The following is an 18087-nucleotide window of genomic DNA, read 5'->3' on the forward strand; positions in this document are numbered from 1 at the left end:
TTTTTGGGTTTTGGGGTCCACACAACTACACTCAACATATATAAAAAACCTCCACTACCAGTTTGGTGTGTGCTCCCTGTTTTGCGTGGGGGGCCCGCCGTTCCGTTCCTCCCTGCTTTCCTCCCTGCTTTCCTCCCTGCTGTGTCAGCCCTCGTACTGCGCCACGATCTTGGTGTACGCGTAGGGCTCCTGGTCGACGCCGCTGCAGCTGTCGCCGTCGTCTCCGCCGGAGCCGCAGGACCGGTCGCGGTTGACGGCCCAGTAGGCGAAGCGGGCGAGGTGGTGGGTGCGGGCGTAGTCGAGGATGGTCCCGAAGTCGTCGAGGGTGACGTTCTCGTCGGCCTCGTCGGTGTGGCCGTTCATGGAGGAGACGCCGATCCTGCGGTAGGCGTCGTCCTGGCTGTAGCCGTAGGTGTCTTTGACGTCGGCGGCGAGCCCGTCCAGGGCACTGACGGTGGCCTCGCCCATGGTGCCGCTGTGGCTGCCGAAGTCGAACGGCATGACCACCCAGCCGTCGTTGTCCAGCCCCTCCTTGGCGCCGCGGCGGATGAGGTCCTCGCCGTCGCCGGTCGGGCCCTCGGGCGTGGTGCCCATGGTGACGTAGGTGACGAGCCCCTGGTTGGCGTCCTTGACCTTCTTCAGGGCGTCGACGACGCGCTGCCGGACGGTGGCGTCGCTCATCTCGGTGTCCTCGATGTCGATGTCGAGGGCCTTGAGGTGGTACGCGTCGATGACCTTCTGGTAGACGCCGGCCAGGGCGTCGGCGCTGTCGCACTTCTCGCCGAGCTTGTTGCCGCTCCAGCCGCCGGCCGAGATGACGATGTCGCCGCCGTTGGCACGGATCGTGTCGATGGCCTTGGCGTCGCTGCCGCCGGTCAGCGGCCGTTCGCCGTCCCAGGCGGGGTTGCAGCCGCCGTCGGAGAGGATGAAGGCGAGGGTGAACCACTGGGTGGGGGACGTGGCGCGATCCATCAGGAGTTCTCCACTCTGCGGGACGGGGACGGACGGACGGGTCGCCGGGGGTGGCCCAGCGCGTGGGACGGTGGCGCGGGTGCGTCCACCAGGTCGCGGATGACGGTGTGGTGCGGGGAGTGGCGGCACGCCGGGTCGGTGGCGGCGGCGTCCCCGGTGAGGGCGTACGCCTGGCAGCGGCAGCCGCCGAAGTCCCGCTCGCGCAGCGCGCAGCTGCGGCAGGGCTCGCGCATCCAGTCGGTGCCGCGGTAGCGGGCGAACGCCGGGGAGCGCTCCCAGATCCAGCGCAGCGGATGATCACGGATGCCGGGCGGGTCGAGCCCGGGGAGGGCGGCGGCCGCCGGGCAGGGCAGGACCGTGCCGTCGGGGGTGACGGTGAGGGAGACCGCGCCCCAGCCGCCCATGCAGGGTTTGGCGGTGCCGTCGAAGTGATCGGGGACGACCCAGATCACCTCGACCCGGCCGTCGAGCTCCCGCCGCCGGCGTCGTACGGTCTCCTCCGCCTCGGCCAACTGTGCGCGGGTGGGCAGCAGTTCGGCCTTGTTGAGGAGGGCCCAGCCATAGAACTGTGTATTGGCGAGTTCGATGCGTCCGGCGCCCCAGGCGGGGGCGAGGTCGATCAGCGCGTCGAGGGCGGCGAGGTTGTGACGGTGCAGGACGACGTTGAGGCCGAGCGGCAGCCCGGCGTCGGTGACGAGGGTGGCGGCGTGTTCCTTCGCGGCGTGGGCGCGGCGCCGCCCGGCGATCCGGTCCCCGGCCGCCGCGTCGGCGTGCTGGACGGAGAGCTGGACGCTGCGCAGCCCGGCGTCGGTGAGGGCGGCCAGCCGCTCGCGGGTCAGGCCGACGCCGCTGGTGATCAGCTGGGTGTGGATGCCCGCTCCGTCGGCCGCGGCGACAAGGTCGGCGAGGTCCGGGCGGAGCAGCGGCTCACCGCCGGAGAGATGGGCGCTGACCACGCCGAGGTCGGCGGCCTGCCGGAAGGTGTCCTGCCACTCCGTGAGCGTCAACTCCGCGCTGCGGCCGGTGAGTTCGATGGGGTTGGAGCAGTAGGTGCAGTGCAGCGGGCAGGCGTGGGTCAGCTCGGCGAGGAGCGCCCAGGGCGGCGGCGGTACGGGGCCGGGGGCCCGAGTGGGCCCGGCGTCGGGAGCGGGCGGAGCGGCGTCCGAGGCGGGCGGGGCGGCGTCCGAGGCGGGCAGGGTGGTCATCGCAGCCAGCCCTCCTTCCGTACGCGGTCGAGGAAGGCGGGGACCTCGTCGGCGACGGGCGCGTCGGGGTGGCGAGCGGTCAGCTCCCGCACGATCTGCGGGACGTCGCGGGTGCCGTCGCAGAGCCGCAGCACCTCGCCCGCCGAGCCCTCCAGCACCACGACGCGTTCGGGGAGAAGCAGCAGGTCGACGCCGCGGACCCGGTCGGCGCGGAGGAGGACGCCGGGGGCCGGGCCGGGGCGCCAGGTGGTCATGCCCGCGCTCCGGCCGGGCCGGCGGCGGGCGGGCGGCCACCGCGTTCGACGGCGTCGAGGAGGGACCAGAGCACCTCGCATTTGAAGGTGAGGGCGGCGACGGCGCGGTCCTGTTCCGCCTCGGTCCGGGCGCCGTCAAGGACGAGGGCGAGGGCTTCCTTGCTGTCGCGGCTGCCCTGCCCCTGCCGGTCGTGGAAGTAGGTCAGGCCGTCCCGCTCGATCCAGGGGTAGTGGCGTTCGAAGGCGCCGATACGGGTGCGCATGATGTCCGGGGCGGACAGTTCGGTGAGAGAGGCGGCGACCGCCTCCAGCGGGGAACGCAACCGGCAGAAGTTCACATAGCCCTCGACGGCGAGGCGTACGCCGGGCAGCACTCCGGACTCGTCCAGCAGGACGGCGCGGTCGATTCCGGCGGCCTCGCCGAGCCGCAGCCAGCGCTCGATGCCGCCCTCGCCCTCGCGGTCGCCGTCGTGGTCGCGGATCCGGCGCAGCCACATGCGGCGCAGCTCGGGCGTGCCGAGTTTCGCGGTGATCAGAGCGTCCTTGACGGGGATGTGGCGCTGGTAGTGGAACCGGTTACGGATCCAGCGGCACAGCTCGTCCGGTGTCAACTCTCCTTCATGCATTCGGATGTTGAAGGGATGGCGGTCGTGGTAGTGCTCGCGTGCGACGGTGCGCAGGCGTTCCTCGAAGGAGGCCCGGGCCGCCGGGCGGACACCGTGGTCGGGGGTCGGATCTCCCTGCAGGCCGTTCATGGCGCGATCTCCATCCCTTCCGCCGCGGCGCGCTCCCGCACGACGGCGCCCGGGTGGGGCGCCGCGCGCCGGGATGCGCGGGTGGCGGTGTGCGGGGTTGGTGGGGGGTGAGAAAGGTGTGGGGGCGTTCCCGGTGGGCGCGCGCCCGGCCGGGCCGGGGCACGCGCCGCGGCGCCGGTGTACGCGGCCGTCGGCCCGGCTACGGGTGCGCCCCGTGGCGGTGCACGACATTCGGGCCGGTCAGCGGCGTGTGCGGTCGGTGGGTCAGCGGTCGGCGAGGCGGTACGCGGTGACTTCGAGCGCGGTGTCGATCACGGTGTAGCCGGGGGTGGCCCAGGTGGTCGCGGGCCGGGCGGCGACGCCGTGCGGACGGGGTGCGGCCGCCGGGGTCTCGGCGGACGGGATGTCCGTCGTGTGCGGGGTGCGTACGGTCTGCAGGCTGGTCATGGGGGGTTCCGCCCTTCGCTGTGACAGGTGGTGGGAACGGAGAGTTTCGGACACGGCGGCCGCACGCCCCGGGCACCGCCCGCACCGGCCACGGCGCCGACGTCCCGGATTCCGTCAACTCCCTTTGATTTTTTGAGAGTTGTGACGTGACAGCCTTCGGTACGCCACCGTCCCGGGCGGCCGGTGCATGCCCGGTGCACCTGCCACGCCGTGACGCTCCGTACCGCCTCGCAGAATCACCGCCCACGAGCGCCGGAGTCAATGGGGCGGGAGAGCATCGGTCCGGTCCATTTCCTCATGGGACGCTGCCCCCTTCCCTCTCTGATGGGCAGCGTGCCTGGTGGGGCGGCTTGTCCGCGGTGCGGATCGGGCGGGAATTCGGTTTTCGGGGTGGGGCGCGACATCCGTCGGCGCGGAGGCTGAAGCCGCCGGGCGGATGGGATGTTCCCAGGGGACGGCGGGGGTATGCGGCAACCCGTCGGGGTTCGGGGCGAGTTGCTGTACTCGGGGGGCGTGTGGTGCCGGGAGGTTGGTTCCGGCGGCGCCCGGTGGGTGAGGCGGAGCCGGGCGGGTGCGTGCGCGGCGGGCGGGCTCGACCGCAGGCGCCGGGCGGCCTCCGTCGCAGGTGTCGGCCTCCGCCGCAGGTGCGGAGCCCGTCCGCCGCAGGTGCCGGGCTCGGCGAGCGTGCCTGGTGAGGCGGCGGATGGCGTGCTGGGCGGGTGCATCGCGGGGTGCCGTGGGCGCGCTCCCGCGCCTCTCGCGCCCTTGCCAGATCTCTTGACGGTGCCCGGGGCCCGCAGTAGGTTCCCGGGCAGTCAACAAACAGGAAACTTTCCTATCAGCTCTTGGCGGCCCGCCGTCTTAGCTCTTGGCGGCTCGCCGTCGGCCCCGCGCCCGGACGGGGTGACGGTGATCCGCACTCAGTTGCTGTGGGCGGTGGCCGGTGTGAGCGGTGGGCGCCCCGGCCGGTGGCCACCGATCCGGCCGGCCAAGGGCGCCCGCCCTGCTCCGGCACGCACCGTCACGTCCCGGCACGCACCGCCCCGTTCCACCGCTCCCCCGGCTATGTCCTGCCGCACCTTCCTGACCGGAGGCCCCCCATGCGCAAGCGCAGCCCCTTCCCCACCCATCGCCTCTCGCTTCCCAGCCTCGGTGCGTACGCCCTGGCCGCCGGGCTGCTGCTCGGCGCCGGTACGGCCGGACCGGCCACGGCGGGTCCCGCACATCCGGCGGGGGCCAACGGCACCGCCGCCGTGGCCGATTCGGCGCCCGGCAAGCCCGTGACCGTTTCGGAGGGCTGGTCCATCCCCTGGGGACTGAGCTGGCTCCCCGACGGGTCCGCGCTGCTGACGGAGCGGGACACCTTCAAGGTCTTCAGCCTCACCCAGGACGGCAAGAAGAAGGAGGTCGGCAAGGTCCCCGAGGTGGTGACCACCGGTGGTGAGGGCGGTCTGCTGAGCATCGCGGTGTCGCCGAAGTGGAAGAGCGACCACCATGTCTTCGTGATGCACACCGCCAAGGAGGGCAACCGCATCGCCCGCCTCACCTACCAGGACGGCAAGCTCAGCGACTACACCGTGCTGGTCAAGGGGATCAAGAAGAACACCTACCACAACGGCGGCCGCATCAAGTTCGGCCCCGACGGCCTGCTCTACGCCACCACGGGCGAGGCCCAGACCCCCGATCTCGCGCAGGACAAGAAGTCCCTCAACGGCAAGATCCTGCGGATGACGCCCGACGGCAAACCGGCGCCGGGCAACCCGTTCGGCAACCTCGTCTACTCCTACGGCCACCGCAATCCGCAGGGCCTCACCTGGGATGCCCAGGGCCACCTGTGGGAGGCGGAGTTCGGCAACGCCAAGTACGACGAGCTGAACCTCATCGAGTCGGGCAAGAACTACGGCTGGCCCCTCTGCGAGGGCACCTGCTCGGACGACGGGATGACCAACCCGAAGCGACAGTGGCCGGTGAAGGACGCCTCCCCCAGCGCCGTCACCTACGCGGACGGCGCGCTCTACATGGCGGCGCTGCGCGGCCAGCGGCTCTGGCGCATCCCCGTCGACGGCACCACCGCCGGTACACCCAAGGCGTACTACACCAAGGACTACGGGCGACTGCGCACCGTCGAGGCCGTACCCGGCAAGAAGGCGCTGTGGCTGACGACGACGAACGCCGACAACAACGGTGACGGCGGCGCCGGTTCGGACAAGGTTTTCCGGATCGACCTGAAGTGAGCGCGGCGTGGGGCTCCCGCACCCGGGGCCAAGCCCTCGCGGCTCGGCCCCGGGTGGACGGCCGCCCCCCGTACGGAATCGCCGCCCGCCTCAGCCGGCCTCGTCCGACGACGGCTGGACGAGGTCCACGTCGAGCGTCCGGTGGCTGCCCGCGGTGAGGGATATGGGGGTGGCGCGGGGCGGGTAGCCGGACGCGGTGAGCGTCAGGTGGCTGCCGGCCAGGCCGTCGAAGGCGAAGCCGCCGTCGGGACCGGTGACGGCGTGTCCGGCGACCGTGCCGTCCGTCAGTACCGTCACGGCGGCGTCGGCGAGCGGCGCACCGCCGGGGCCCCGGACCGTGCCGCGCACCGAGGCCACCGGCCGCAGCCGGACCTCTTCGCATCCGGTGGCCCCGGAGGTGCCCGCCAGATCGACGGTGCGGGCCTCGGGCCGGTGACCGGGGGCACTGAAGGCCACCGTGCAGACGGTGCAGGGCAGTTCGCGGATCATCCAGCGGCCGTCGGCGCCGGTGACCGCCCGGCCCACCACCTCGCCGTCCGCATCGGTGACGACGACCCCGCCCCCGGCGAGCGCGGCGCCCCGCGCCCCGCCGGACAGCGTCCCGGCGAGCCGCGCGGCGCCGGTCAGTGTCAGCAGTACGTCCACGGGGGCGCCGTCGGCGCCGCAGGTGAGCGCGAGAGCGTGCGGGGTGTGGCCGGGGGCGGCGCCGGTGAGGACGTACGTGCCCGCGCCCGGGGCCGGGAGGGCGAAGCGTCCCCCGGCGTCGGTGGTGGTGACACCGGCCTGGCGGCCCCGCCGGTCGATGAGGGTGACGCTCGCCCCCGTCACGGGCGCACCGGACGCGGCCCGGATCCCGCCCCGCACACCGGCCTGACCGGCCACGTCGGCCCGGCCTTCGGCGGGCGCGGCGGCGCGGGAACCGTTCGTCTCCGTCTCCCCGCCGGTGTTCCCGGCGACGAGGGTGGGGCGGGCGGTGCGGCGCTGGGAGGGCAGGAACGCGGCAAAGACGACGCCGAGGAGCACCGCGCCCGTGGCGATCATGAAGGAGACCCGGAACCCGGCCATCGTCGGGTAGGTGACCGGCCCCCTGGTGGTGGACATATGGGCCAGGACCATGCCGATGACGGCGCTCGACACGGAGGTGCCGATCGAGCGCATCAGGGTGTTCAGCCCGTTGGCGGCGCCGGTCTCCGACGGGTCGACGGCGCCGATGATCAGGGCGGGCAGCGAGGAGTACGCCAGGCCGATACCCGCACCCACGACCACCGCGATGATGACGGTCTGCCAGGGGGCGTTCATCAGGCCGATTCCGGCGCCGTAGCCGACGCCGATGATCAGCATCCCCAGGAGCAGCGTGACCTTCGGGCCGCGGCGGGCGGCGAGGCGGGCGTAGACCGGGGCGACCAGCATCATCGTCAGGCCGAGCGGCGCCACGCACAGCCCGGCGACCACCATCGACCGGCCGAGGCCGTAGCCGGTGGACGTCGGCAGCTGGAGCACCTGGGGCAGCACCAGGGAGATGGCGTAGAACGCGACGCCGACGGTGATGGACGCCAGGTTGGTGAGGAGAACCTCGCGGCGGGCGCTGGTACGCAGGTCGACGAGCGGGTCGGCGCGACGGAGTTCCATCACGCCCCACAGCACCAGGATCAGCGCGGCGAGGCCGAACAGCCCGAGGGTGGTGGGCGAACCCCAGCCCCAGTCGCCGCCCTTGGTGATCGGCAGGAGCAGCGCGATCAGCCCGGCGGAGAGGCCGAGGGCGCCGAGCAGGTCGAAGCGGCCGGGCGCCCGCGCGGAGGTCTCGGGGACGACGAGCACGGTCAGCAGCATCGACAGGACGCCGAGTGCGGCGGCGAGGAAGAACAGGGCGTGCCAGTCGGCGTGCTGAGCCACGAGGGCGGCGACGGGCAGGGCGAGGCCGCCGCCGACGCCGATGGACGAACTCATCAGGGCCATCGCCGAACCGAGGCGTTCCTTGGGGAGTTCGTCGCGCATGATGCCGATGCCGAGCGGTATGGCGCCCATGGCGAAGCCCTGGAGCGCCCGGCCGACGATCATGACGACCAGGTTGTCGGTGAAGCCGCAGATCAGCGAGCCGATGATCATGATGCCGAGGCTGGCGAGGAGCATCCGGCGCTTGCCGGAGAGGTCGCCGAGGCGCCCCGTGATGGGCGTCGCGACGGCCCCGGAGAGGAGGGTGGCGGTCATGACCCAGGTGGCGTTGCTCGGCGCCGTGCCCAGCAGCGTCGGCAGGTCCTTGATGACCGGCACGAGCAGCGTCTGCATCACGGCGACGACGATGCCGCAGAAGGCGAGGACGGGGACGATGCCGCCGGTTCTCCGCTCCTTTCCGGGGTCGGGCACCGGGAGCGCGGTGGCGGGCGGCGCGCTCCGGGGCGGCTGTTCCGTCGTCGTCTGGGTCATGCCTGCGGCCTCCGGGCGGAGAGTGGAGCGGATACGGATCTGGTCCGTCCGGCCTGCTGCGGTCGGACGGTTCGGGCCGGTCTCGGGCACGGCGGGTGGCGCCGCCGGGCAGCGGTCGTCGTACGCGGCCGTGCCCAGTGGGCGGTTCGGTGTCCGCGCGGTGCCTCACGGGTTCCGGCGCGCGGCGGAGCCCACGGGCCGGCGCGGTCCGGGACCGGTTGCGTACGCCGGGAACGGGGTGGCGGATGGTCGCCGCGCTTGGCGGTCAACGTGCGTGCGGAGTAAGGGTGTTGGCGCGGCGGTGGCTTCGAGGGGCGGAATCAGGGTGTCGGTATGCCGGATGGCGGGCCAGGTACGTGCATACCGAACGTTGTACGTCGCGGTCGTATTCCGGCGCGATCTCGTCCGTCCCGCGAGATACGGGTGATCTGGATCACTCCGCTGCCCGCTGTCAGATTTCCGTCCGTCATCGGCCCTCCCCCGGTGCCGTATTCCCTGCTGACTCCGGCCGGGCGGCCGGCGGCGCGGCCGGGCGCGGACCCGGCTCACCGGCGGCCGGACAGGATCCGGGCCACGGCGACCGTGATCCGTCCGACCACGGTTACCAGTCAACCGCACACCACTGACAACGGGTTGGCCCGCGAGCGGCGCCGGGCGAAGGGCGCTCCCCCGTCAGGACGTGAGGAGGGGCCGGGCTCCTCGGCCCTGCCCGCCGTCCGCCGCGCTCAGGCGTCGTGGAAGACGATCCCGAGGGAGTGCCGGCGGCCGGACCGTACGGTGCTGACGCCGTGGCGGATCTGCCCCGCCGACCAGCCGCGGGCGGAGCGCACCGGGCGGTCGCGGGTGGTGAAGACGAGGCCGTGGCCCTGTTCCAGGACGGTCGTCGTGCCACGCGACTGGGCGCGCGGGCGCTGCTCGACGAGGAGGAATTCGCCTCCGGTGTAGTCGTCCCCGGGGACGTCGAGGCCGATGACGACCTGGAGCGGGAAGACCATGTCGCCGAAGAGGTCGCGGTGGAGGGCGTTCCAGTCGCCGGGGCCGTAGCGCAGCAGGATCTGGGAGGACCTGTCCTGACCTGCGGCGTGGCACCGCTCCAGCCATTCGTCGAGGGTGTCGGGCCAGGGGGCGGGGCGGCCGAGCCGGTCGGCCCAGTCGCGGGCGACGGGCAGCAGCAGCGGGTAGAGCGCGGCGCGCAGTTGGCGGACCGGCTCGGGCAGCGGATGGGCGAAGTAGCGGTACTGACCGGACCCGAAGCGGTGGCGGGCCATGTCCACGGTGGAGCGGAAGAGTTCGGCCCGGTCGTACAGGGCGATGAGGTCGCGGCACTCCGCCGGGGTGAGCAGGCGCGGCGTCATCGCGCAGCCAAGGGCGTCGAGTTCCGCGGCGAGGTCCCGCGGGTCCGTGGCGGCGACGCGTGCCGCGAGGCCGGAGCGGTCGGGGTGACGGACGGTGGTCGTGGACATACGGGGCTCCGGTCGGGACAGGTCGGGGGCCGTGGCGCGCCCCGGTCACGGGCGGGGCGCGCCGGTGGTCACGCGGTGTGGGGCAGGGCGTTCTCCAGGCGGAGCAGCCGCTCCTTGCGCGCGGGTCCGGCCGCGTAACCGGAGAGGGAGCCGTCGGCACCGATCACGCGGTGGCAGGGCCGGACGATGAGCACCGGGTTGGCGCCGATGGCGGTTCCCAGGGCGCGGACGGCGCCCGGGGCGGCGCCGATCTCGGCGGTCAGCTTGCCGTAGCTGGTGGTGGTGCCGTACGGGATGGCTTCGAGGGCCTTCCAGACGCGTTGGCGGAACTCCGTGCCCGGGGTGGCGATTTCGAGGGTGAAGTCGGTGAGCTCACCGTCGAAGTAGGCGCGGAGCTGGCGGGTGACCTCGGCGAAGGCCGACGGGTCGTGGGTCCAGCCGTCCTGGACGGTGGCGCCGCCCTTCTGGCCGGGCAGGGACAGGGCGGTCAGTGCGGTGCCGCCGACGGCCGTCGCCGACACCTCGCCCACCAGGAGGAGTTCGCCCAGCGGGCTGTCGTACGTGGCGTAGTGGGTCATGAGGCTGTCCGTTCCTGAGATTCTCGGCCGTACTCGCTCCACTGTGCGGTACGGCGGAGGGCCTCGCTGGCGGAAATCGGACACAGCCCTCCGGCGAGGCCGGGACGGCCACCGGGCCGACGGGGAGGCCGGGCGTCAGGGGCGCGCCCCGCCCGCTCCCGGGCTGTCGTCCGGGAGCGGGCGGGGCGCCGGTCAGGCCGGTGGGATCGGCCAGTCGTCCAGGTCGCCGCCGCGCCATTCGACGAGGCGGGGGTCGTCGAGCGTGATGTCCTCGGCCGGTTCGCAGAGTCCGGCGCGGCGCAGGAACTCGGCGACGTCGCCGCGGCCGTGGGCCAGACCCACGATCTGGCCGTGCACGGTGACACGGCGCCCACCGGAGGGCGACGGCGGATGCACGATGACGGGCGGGTGCGCGGTCATGCCTCCAGACTGCGACGGGGTCCGCGGCCTCGCATGTCGGCCCGGTCCGCGGCGCCCCGTCCCGCGCACCGGGCGGCCCGTACGGGGAAGGCCCGGCCGTACGGGGAAGGCCCGGCCGGACGGGGGGTACCGGCCGGGGCGGCTGAGGCGCGGGCATCGGGGTACCGGCGGCCGGAGCCCGTACGGGGCGCGCGGCCGCGGCGGCGCGCCCCGTAGGGGTTCAGCGGATCGGCATCCCGGAGAGGGTCCGGGCGATCACCAGGCGCTGGATCTCGCTGGTGCCCTCGAAGATCGTGTAGATCGCGGCGTCGCGGTGCATCCGCTCGACCGGGTACTCCCGGGTGAAGCCGTTGCCGCCGAGGATCTGAACGGCCTGGGCGGTGACCTTCTTGGCGGTCTCGCTGGCGAACAGCTTCGACTGCGACCCCTCGGCCGCCGTGAACGGCTTGCCGTTGACCGCCATCCAGGAGGCCCGCCACACCAGCAGCCGGGCCGCGTCGATCGACGTACGCATGTCGGCGAGCTGGAAGGCGACGCCCTGGTTGTCGATGATCGGGCGGCCGAACTGCTCGCGGGTCTTCGCGTACTCCAGAGCCTCCTCGTACGCGGCGCGGGCGGTGCCGACGGCCATCGCGCCGACGGCCGGGCGGGACGCCTCGAAGGTGGCCATCGCGGCATTCTTGACCCTCTCGCCACCGCTCTTCGCGCGCTCACGGGCACGCGCCAGCCGCTCGTCCAGCTTCTCCTTGCCGCCCAGCAGGCAGCTGCCGGGGATACGGACGTCCTCCAGGACGACCTCGGCGGTGTGCGAGGCCCGGATGCCGTGCTTCTGGAACTTCTGCCCCTGGGACAGGCCGGGGGTGTCCGGCGGCACGATGAAGGAGGCGTGCCCCTTGGAGCCGAGCGCCGGGGCGACGGAGGCGACGACGACGTGGACGTTGGCGATGCCGCCGTTGGTCGCCCAGGTCTTGGTGCCGTTGAGGACCCACTCGTCCTTGGCCCCGTCGTAGACGGCGCGGGTGCGCAGGGCGGCGACGTCGGACCCGGCGTCGGGCTCGGAGGAGCAGAAGGCGGCGACCTTGACGTCGTCGGGGGTGCCGTACATCTGCGGTATCCAGGTGCCGATCTGCTCCTCGGTGCCGTTGGCGAGGACGCCGACGGCGGCGAGGCCGGTGCCGACGATCGACAGGGCGATGCCCGCGTCGCCCCAGAACAGCTCCTCCATCGCCATGGGGATGCCGAGGCCGGTGGGGTCGAAGTACTGCTGGGCGTAGAAGTCGAGCGAGTAGATGCCGATCTTGGCGGCCTCCTGGATGACCGGCCAGGGCGTCTCCTCGCGCTCGTCCCACTCGGCGGCCGCGGGACGCATGACCTCCGCGGCGAAGCCGTGGATCCAGTCCCGGACCTCCTTCTGCTCGTCGTTCAGCTCCATGATGAACTCGGCCATGTCCCCTCCAGCGGTACGCGCCACATCCAGGCGTTACTTACGGTAACAGGAGTCTGTTACCCGCCAGTAATCGTGTCAACTCCCCCGCTGACCAGAGCTCCACGCAGCACGGGTGTTACGTTGCGCGAGCACCACGGATTCGCAAGGGTGGGGAGCAGGACCATGGAGAGCACCGGGCGCGACGGCCGACGACAGGCGACCGCGGACCGGCGGCGGGAGCTGCTGGAGGCGGCCGAGCGGATCGTCCTGCGCGACGGCCCGGAGGCGTCGATGAACGCCATCGCCGCCGAGGCCGGGATCACCAAACCGATCCTCTACCGCCACTTCGGTGACAAGGGCGGCCTCTACCGCGCCCTCGCGGTGCGCCACACCGACGGGCTACTGGCCGGACTGCGGGCGGCGCTGGCCTCCCCGGTGCCGCGCCGCGACCGGGTCGAGGCCACCCTCGACACCTACCTCTTCGCCATCGAGACCCGGCCGCAGGTCTACCGCTTCCTGATGCACCCGGCCGACGAGGCGGCTCCCGCCGAGTCCGGATTCGACGTCGGACGGCACGCCGCCCCGCTGCTGCGCCGCCTCGGCGAGGAGCTGGCGGAGGTGATCAGCGAACGCCTCGACCTCGGCCCGGCGGGCGAGGAGAAGGCCCGCGTCTGGGGCCACGGCATCGTCGGCATGATGCACGCCGCCGGGGACTGGTGGCTGCGCGAACGCCCCTGCTCCCGGCAGCAGTTGGTGACCCACCTCACGGATCTGCTGTGGGGCCAGCTCGCCGCGATCGAGGACCGGCCGGACGGCCCGGGGTTCTGATCCCCGGGCGTCAGCAGGCGCCCGCCGCCTCCTTCGCCCACGGGGCGCGCGCCGCGGCGCGCAGCGCGCGACGGCGGCGCAGCCCGGTGAGCCGGTCCACGTACAGACCGCCCTCCAGGTGGTCGCACTCGTGCTGGAGGCAGCGGGCGAAGAAACCGGTGCCGGTCACCCGGACCGGTGCGCCGGTCCGGTCGACGCCCTCCACCACGGCCTCGTCGTGGCGCGGGGTACCGGCCTCGATGCCGGGCAGTGAGAGACAGCCCTCGGGGCCGCGGATGACCGGCCCGTCCGTCCCGGCCAGGTGCGGGTTGACGAGGTGGCCGAGGTGGCGGCGGTCCTCGTCGTCGGGGCAGTCGTAGACGAAGACCCGCAGCGGGACGCCGATCTGGTTGGCGGCCAGGCCCACGCCCCGGGCCGCGTACATCGTCGCGAACATGTCCTCGATCAGCCGGGACAGCTCCCCGTCGAACGACGTCACCTCCCGGCAGGGAGCCGCGAGGACCGGATCGCCCAGCAGACGGAGGGGGCGCGGGTGCCCGGTACGGCCGGGAATGGTGCGGGACGGCATGGAGACCAGCGTACGGTCCCCCCGGGGCGCCGGATGACATCGCAAGGGGTGGCGGGGTTCGGGCACGGGCACGGATCTCGATAGGCTGATCCCCGACCGAAGCCTCCGGACGGTCCCTCGGCCGCGGAGGAGGCGTTCCACCGGCAGCCCGGAGGGCAGGCGGGCGCCGGATGCAAGGAGGATCAAGGACGATGGCAGGCAACACGGACCCGCTGTCGCCGCGGGCCAAGCTGGCCGTGACGGCGGGCAGAGCCGCGGCGGCGGTATCGCGCGCGGCGGGCCGCGGCAGCGGATCGGTGATCGGCGGCCGGGTGGCACTCAAGCTCGACCCCGACCTGCTGGCCCGGCTGGCGCGTCATCTGGATGTCGTGCTGGTCTCCGCGACCAACGGCAAGACGACCACGACCCGGCTGATCGCCGAGGCGCTGCGAGCCGGTGGCCCGGTGGTCTCCAACGCGCTGGGCGCCAACATGCCGGCGGGCATCACCTCCGCGCTGGCGGGCGGCTCGGACGCCAAGTTCGGCGTGATCGAGGTCGACGAGAAGTACCTCGCCGGGGTGGCGCGGGACGTCACGCCCAAGGCCATAGCGCTGCTGAACCTCTCGCGTGACCAGCTCGACCGCGCGGCGGAGACCCGCATGCTGGCCGAGCACTGGCGCGAGGGCCTGTCCGGCTCCAAGGCGCTGATCATCGCCAACGCCGACGACCCGCTCATCGTGTGGGCGGCCTCCTCGTCGGCGAACGTGGTGTGGGTTGCGGCCGGCCAGGAGTGGAAGGACGACGCCTGGTCGTGCCCGTCCTGCGGCGGTGTGATGCAGCGCCCCGATGACAACTGGTTCTGCGGCGAGTGCGGCTTCCGCCGTCCGACGCCGAGCTGGGCCCTGTCGGGCGATTACGTCCTCGACCCGCACGGCAGCGCCTGGCCGATCAAGCTGCAGCTGCCCGGCCGTGCCAACAAGGCGAACGCGACGACGTCCGCCGCGGTGGCCGCCGCCTTCGGCGTGCCCCCGCAGGTGGCGCTGGAGCGGATGTACAGCGTGCAGGCGGTCGCCGGCCGGTACGACGTGGTGTCGTTCATGGAGCGGGAGCTGCGGCTGCTGCTGGCGAAGAACCCGGCCGGGTGGCTGGAGACGTTCTCGCTGATCGACCCGCCGCCGACCCCGGTGATCATGTCGGTCAACGCCCGTGGCGCGGACGGCACCGACACCTCCTGGCTGTGGGACGTCGACTACACCCGCCTCGCCGGGCACCCGCTGTTCGTGCTGGGTGACCGGAAGCTGGACCTCGCGGTCCGCCTGGAGGTCGCGGGGCTCGACTTCGAGGTCTGCGACAGCCTCGACCAGGCGGTGCAGATGGCGCCGCCCGGCCGTATCGAGGTCATCGCCAACTACACGGCCTTCCAGGACCTGCGTCGGCGCGTGGGCAATTGACGGCGTCGGAAAGACAAGGACGAGCGAGAATGAGCGACAACAGCCTGCGGCTGGTGTGGATCTACCCGGACCTGCTGAGCACCTACGGCGACCAGGGCAACGCGCTGGTCGTGGAGCGCCGGGCCCGGCAGCGCGGACTGGACGTGCAGCGCCTCGACGTACGGTCCGACCAACCGGTCCCCACCTCCGGTGACATCTACCTGATCGGTGGCGGTGAGGACCGGCCGCAGCGGCTGGCGGCCGAGCGGCTGCTGCGCGACGGCGGTCTGAGCCGCGCCTCCTCCAACGGCGCGATCCTCTTCTCGGTCTGCGCCGGCTACCAGATCCTCGGTCACGAGTTCATCAACGACCAGGGCACGCAGCAGCAGGGCCTGGGCCTCCTCGACGTGGTGAGCACCCGCGGCGAGGCGGAGCGGTGCGTCGGTGACGTCCTCGCCGACATCGACCCGCGGCTCAACCTGCCGCCGCTGACCGGTTTCGAGAACCACCAGGGCGTCACGCACCTGGGGCCGACGGCCCGTCCGTTCGCGAAGGTCCGGTTCGGCAACGGCAACGGCGTCGGCGACGGCTTCGAGGGCGCCTGGCAGGGCACCGTCTTCGGCACCTACATGCACGGTCCGGTGATGGCGCGTAACCCGCACATCGCGGACCTGCTGCTGAAGCTGGCCCTGGACGTCAACGCCCTGCCCCCGGCCGACGACCGGTGGTACGAGGCGCTGCGTCAGGAGCGGATCGCCGCCGCGACCGAGACCGCCTGACGGCCACCGCGCGGGCCCGCCCTGCGCGGCCACGCCCGATCCCGTACGCCCGCAGTCCCGCACTGCGGGCGTACGTGTGCGCGGCGGCCCCACGCTTGTAGGGTGAGCGCCGTCCCACCGGACGACGGGGTCCGGGCCCCCGGTTGAGTTGCAGAGGGTTTCTGGCATGCGTATTGGTGTACTCACCTCCGGCGGCGACTGCCCCGGTCTGAACGCCGTCATCCGCTCCGTCGTCCACCGCGCCACGGCCGACCACGGCGACGAGGTCATCGGCTTCCACGACGGCTGGAAGGGCCTGCTGGAGTGTGATTACCGCAGGCTCGACCTCGATGCCGTCGGCGGCATCCTGGCGCTGGGCGGCACCATCCTCGGCTCGTCCCGGGTGCAGCCGGCGCATCTGCGCGACGGTGTCGAGCGGGCCCGCGGGCACGTCGCGGAGCTGGGTCTGGACGCGATCATCCCGATCGGCGGCGAGGGCACGCTGAAGGCGGCGCGGCTGCTGTCGGACGCCGGGCTGCCGATCGTCGGCGTACCCAAGACCATCGACAACGACATCGCGGTCACCGATGTGACGTTCGGTTTCGACACCGCGGTGGGCGTGGCGACGGAGGCGCTGGACCGGCTCAAGACGACCGCCGAGTCCCATCAGCGGGTGCTGATCGTCGAGGTGATGGGGCGGCACACCGGCTGGATCGCGCTGCATTCGGGGATGGCCGCGGGCGCGCACGCGATCGTGGTGCCGGAGCGGCCGTTCGACATCGAGGAGCTGGCGGAGCGGGTCGGCGAGCGGTTCGCGGCGGGCAAGAAGTTCGCGATCGTGGTGGCGGCCGAGGGCGCGAAGCCGCGTGAGGGGTCGATGCGGTTCGAGGTCGGCGACACCGACATGTACGGGCACGAGCGGTTCGCCGGGGTGGCGCGGCAGCTGGCGCGGGAGCTGGAGCACCGGCTCGGCAAGGAGGCCCGCCCGGTGATCCTCGGGCATGTCCAGCGCGGCGGGACACCGACCGCGTACGACCGGGTGCTGGCGACCCGCTTCGGGTGGCATGCGGTGGAGGCGGCGCACCGCGGCGAGTTCGGGATGATGACGGCGCTGCGCGGGACGGACATCACGCTGGTGCCGCTGGCGGAGGCCGTCGAGACCCTGAAGACGGTGCCCGGCGACCGGTACACCGAGGCCGAGTGCGTGCTGTGACCGGCGGCCGCGCCCCGGTGTGAGGCGCGCCGTGTGAACCGCCCCCGGCCGAGGCGGACGCCGGGGGCGGTTCTAGTCTGGTCGCCGGAGTATCGGCACGAACCAGGAGCGGGCGGATGGATCACAGCGGGCACGGCATGACGATGGATCTGCCGCCGTTCACGCTGGGACGGGGGATGGAGTTCGGCGGTGATCCGTTCTTTCTCGTGGGTTCCCTGCTGGCACTGGTGCTGTACGGCTGGGCGGTGGCGCGGCTGCGGCGGCGCGGGGACGCGTGGCCGGTGGGGCGGACGGTCGCCTGGGTCATCGGCGTCCTGACCGTCGCGCTGGTGATGTGCACCCAGCTCAACGACTACGGCATGGTCATGTTCAGCGTGCACATGGTGCAGCACATGGTGATCTCCATGCTGTCGCCGATCCTGCTGCTGCTCGGGGCGCCGGTGACGCTGGCGCTGCGCGCGCTCCCGGCCGCCGGGCGGGGCCGCAAGGGGCCGCGGGAGCTGCTGGTGGCGCTGTTGCACAGCCGGTATATGCGGATCATCTCGCATCCGGCGTTCACCATCCCGCTGTTCATCGCGAGCCTCTACGCGCTGTACTTCTCGCCGATCTTCGACTTCCTGATGGGGTCGCGGGTGGGGCACATCGCGATGATGGTGCACTTCCTCGCGGTGGGCCTGGCGTTCTTCTGGCCGATCATGGGCGTGGACCCGGGGCCGCACCGGCCCGGCTATGTGATGCGGATGCTGGAGCTGTTCGCGGGCATGCCGTTCCACGCGTTCTTCGGCATCGCGCTGATGATGGGCACCGAGCCGATGGTGGCCACGTATCTGCACCCGCCGGCCTCGCTCGGCATCGACCCGCTGTCGGACCAGATGGCGGCCGGTGGCATCGCGTGGGCGTTCAGCGAGATCCCGTCGGTGGTGGTGCTGATCGCGCTGGTTTACCAGTGGTACCGGTCCGAGGCGCGGCAGTCGCAGCGCGCGGACCGGGCGGCGGACCGCAACGGCGATCAGGACCTGGCGGATTACAACGCGTATCTGGCGTCGCTGAACGCGCGCGGTCGCTGACGCGGGCGGACGGATGGCGGCGCGGGCCGCGGGCCGGGGCGTGTGTGACCCACACACCGGCCCCCC

The 18087-nt window shown here is 72.7% G+C and carries 17 protein-coding genes; 6 read left to right on the forward strand and 11 right to left on the reverse strand.

Going from position 1 to position 18087, the window contains the following annotated elements:
- Positions 1-144 precede the first annotated feature (144 nt).
- The 5 genes from ACFWWQ_RS23245 to pqqA form a co-directional block, all read right to left on the reverse strand.
- Positions 145-972, reverse strand: a complete 828-nt coding sequence (locus ACFWWQ_RS23245; RefSeq protein ID WP_384599267.1) for a chitinase — start codon at positions 970-972, stop codon at positions 145-147.
- Positions 972-2177 (reverse strand): pyrroloquinoline quinone biosynthesis protein PqqE, encoded by a 1206-nt coding sequence (pqqE, locus tag ACFWWQ_RS23250; RefSeq protein WP_384599270.1) that lies wholly within the window; start codon positions 2175-2177, stop codon positions 972-974. The genes ACFWWQ_RS23245 and pqqE overlap by 1 nt, the downstream gene beginning before the upstream one ends.
- A complete protein-coding gene (gene pqqD, locus ACFWWQ_RS23255) occupies positions 2174-2431 on the reverse strand; it encodes a pyrroloquinoline quinone biosynthesis peptide chaperone PqqD (RefSeq protein WP_384599273.1) in 258 nt (85 codons plus the stop codon). The genes pqqE and pqqD overlap by 4 nt, the downstream gene beginning before the upstream one ends.
- Positions 2428-3186 (reverse strand): pyrroloquinoline-quinone synthase PqqC, encoded by a 759-nt coding sequence (gene pqqC, locus ACFWWQ_RS23260; protein WP_384599276.1) that lies wholly within the window; start codon positions 3184-3186, stop codon positions 2428-2430. Before pqqC ends, pqqD begins: the two co-directional genes overlap by 4 nt.
- A gap of 264 nt (positions 3187-3450) precedes the next feature.
- Positions 3451-3633 (reverse strand): pyrroloquinoline quinone precursor peptide PqqA, encoded by a 183-nt coding sequence (gene pqqA / locus ACFWWQ_RS23265; protein WP_384599279.1) that lies wholly within the window; start codon positions 3631-3633, stop codon positions 3451-3453.
- Positions 3634-4733: 1100 nt separating this feature from the next.
- On the opposite strand from pqqA, the gene ACFWWQ_RS23270 reads away from it, so the two are divergent.
- Positions 4734-5867: a PQQ-dependent sugar dehydrogenase gene (locus ACFWWQ_RS23270; RefSeq protein WP_384599282.1), complete on the forward strand. Its 1134-nt coding sequence runs from the start codon at positions 4734-4736 to the stop codon at positions 5865-5867.
- 90 nt (positions 5868-5957) lie between these two features.
- Here the strand turns inward: ACFWWQ_RS23270 and ACFWWQ_RS23275 are convergent, their stop codons facing one another.
- The 5 genes from ACFWWQ_RS23275 to ACFWWQ_RS23295 form a co-directional block, all read right to left on the reverse strand.
- On the reverse strand, positions 5958-8291 hold the full coding sequence (locus tag ACFWWQ_RS23275; RefSeq protein ID WP_384599285.1) for an MFS transporter: 2334 nt from the start codon (positions 8289-8291) through the stop codon (positions 5958-5960).
- A gap of 725 nt (positions 8292-9016) precedes the next feature.
- Complete coding sequence (locus tag ACFWWQ_RS23280; RefSeq protein ID WP_384599289.1) at positions 9017-9754, reverse strand: 2OG-Fe(II) oxygenase; 738 nt, start codon at positions 9752-9754, stop codon at positions 9017-9019.
- Between the two features lie 68 nt (positions 9755-9822).
- On the reverse strand, positions 9823-10332 hold the full coding sequence (locus tag ACFWWQ_RS23285; protein ID WP_384599292.1) for a methylated-DNA--[protein]-cysteine S-methyltransferase: 510 nt from the start codon (positions 10330-10332) through the stop codon (positions 9823-9825).
- A 192-nt stretch (positions 10333-10524) separates the two neighbouring features.
- On the reverse strand, positions 10525-10752 hold the full coding sequence (locus ACFWWQ_RS23290; RefSeq protein ID WP_384599295.1) for a hypothetical protein: 228 nt from the start codon (positions 10750-10752) through the stop codon (positions 10525-10527).
- Between the two features lie 220 nt (positions 10753-10972).
- Entirely contained in the window at positions 10973-12199 is a 1227-nt protein-coding gene (locus ACFWWQ_RS23295; protein ID WP_384599298.1) for an acyl-CoA dehydrogenase family protein, read from the reverse strand.
- A gap of 162 nt (positions 12200-12361) precedes the next feature.
- On the opposite strand from ACFWWQ_RS23295, the gene ACFWWQ_RS23300 reads away from it, so the two are divergent.
- The gene (locus ACFWWQ_RS23300; RefSeq protein WP_384599301.1) at positions 12362-13006 is read left to right on the forward strand and encodes a TetR family transcriptional regulator; all 645 of its coding nucleotides are present in this window, start codon (positions 12362-12364) and stop codon (positions 13004-13006) included.
- Positions 13007-13016: 10 nt separating this feature from the next.
- Here ACFWWQ_RS23300 and def read toward each other — a convergent pair whose 3' ends face one another.
- Positions 13017-13574, reverse strand: coding sequence for a peptide deformylase (gene def / locus ACFWWQ_RS23305; RefSeq protein WP_384599304.1), 558 nt, complete (start codon positions 13572-13574; stop codon positions 13017-13019).
- A 191-nt stretch (positions 13575-13765) separates the two neighbouring features.
- Here def and ACFWWQ_RS23310 point away from each other — a divergent pair, with 191 nt between their 5' ends.
- The 4 genes from ACFWWQ_RS23310 to ACFWWQ_RS23325 all read left to right on the forward strand — a co-directional run bounded on the left by ACFWWQ_RS23310 (position 13766) and on the right by ACFWWQ_RS23325 (position 18021).
- Positions 13766-15004 carry a MurT ligase domain-containing protein gene (locus ACFWWQ_RS23310; protein WP_143940927.1) on the forward strand — a complete coding sequence of 413 codons (1239 nt, stop codon included), beginning with the start codon at positions 13766-13768 and terminating at the stop codon, positions 15002-15004.
- Between the two features lie 29 nt (positions 15005-15033).
- Complete coding sequence (locus tag ACFWWQ_RS23315) at positions 15034-15762, forward strand: type 1 glutamine amidotransferase (protein WP_384599308.1); 729 nt, start codon at positions 15034-15036, stop codon at positions 15760-15762.
- 166 nt (positions 15763-15928) lie between these two features.
- The gene (locus ACFWWQ_RS23320; RefSeq protein WP_384599311.1) at positions 15929-16954 is read left to right on the forward strand and encodes a 6-phosphofructokinase; all 1026 of its coding nucleotides are present in this window, start codon (positions 15929-15931) and stop codon (positions 16952-16954) included.
- Positions 16955-17070: 116 nt separating this feature from the next.
- Positions 17071-18021 carry a cytochrome c oxidase assembly protein gene (locus ACFWWQ_RS23325; protein ID WP_384599314.1) on the forward strand — a complete coding sequence of 317 codons (951 nt, stop codon included), beginning with the start codon at positions 17071-17073 and terminating at the stop codon, positions 18019-18021.
- The last annotated feature ends 66 nt before the right edge of the window (positions 18022-18087 follow it).

This window comes from Streptomyces sp. NPDC059080 (genome assembly GCF_042739975.1).
In the GTDB taxonomy this organism is placed as follows: Bacteria; Actinomycetota; Actinomycetes; order Streptomycetales; family Streptomycetaceae; genus Streptomyces; species Streptomyces benahoarensis.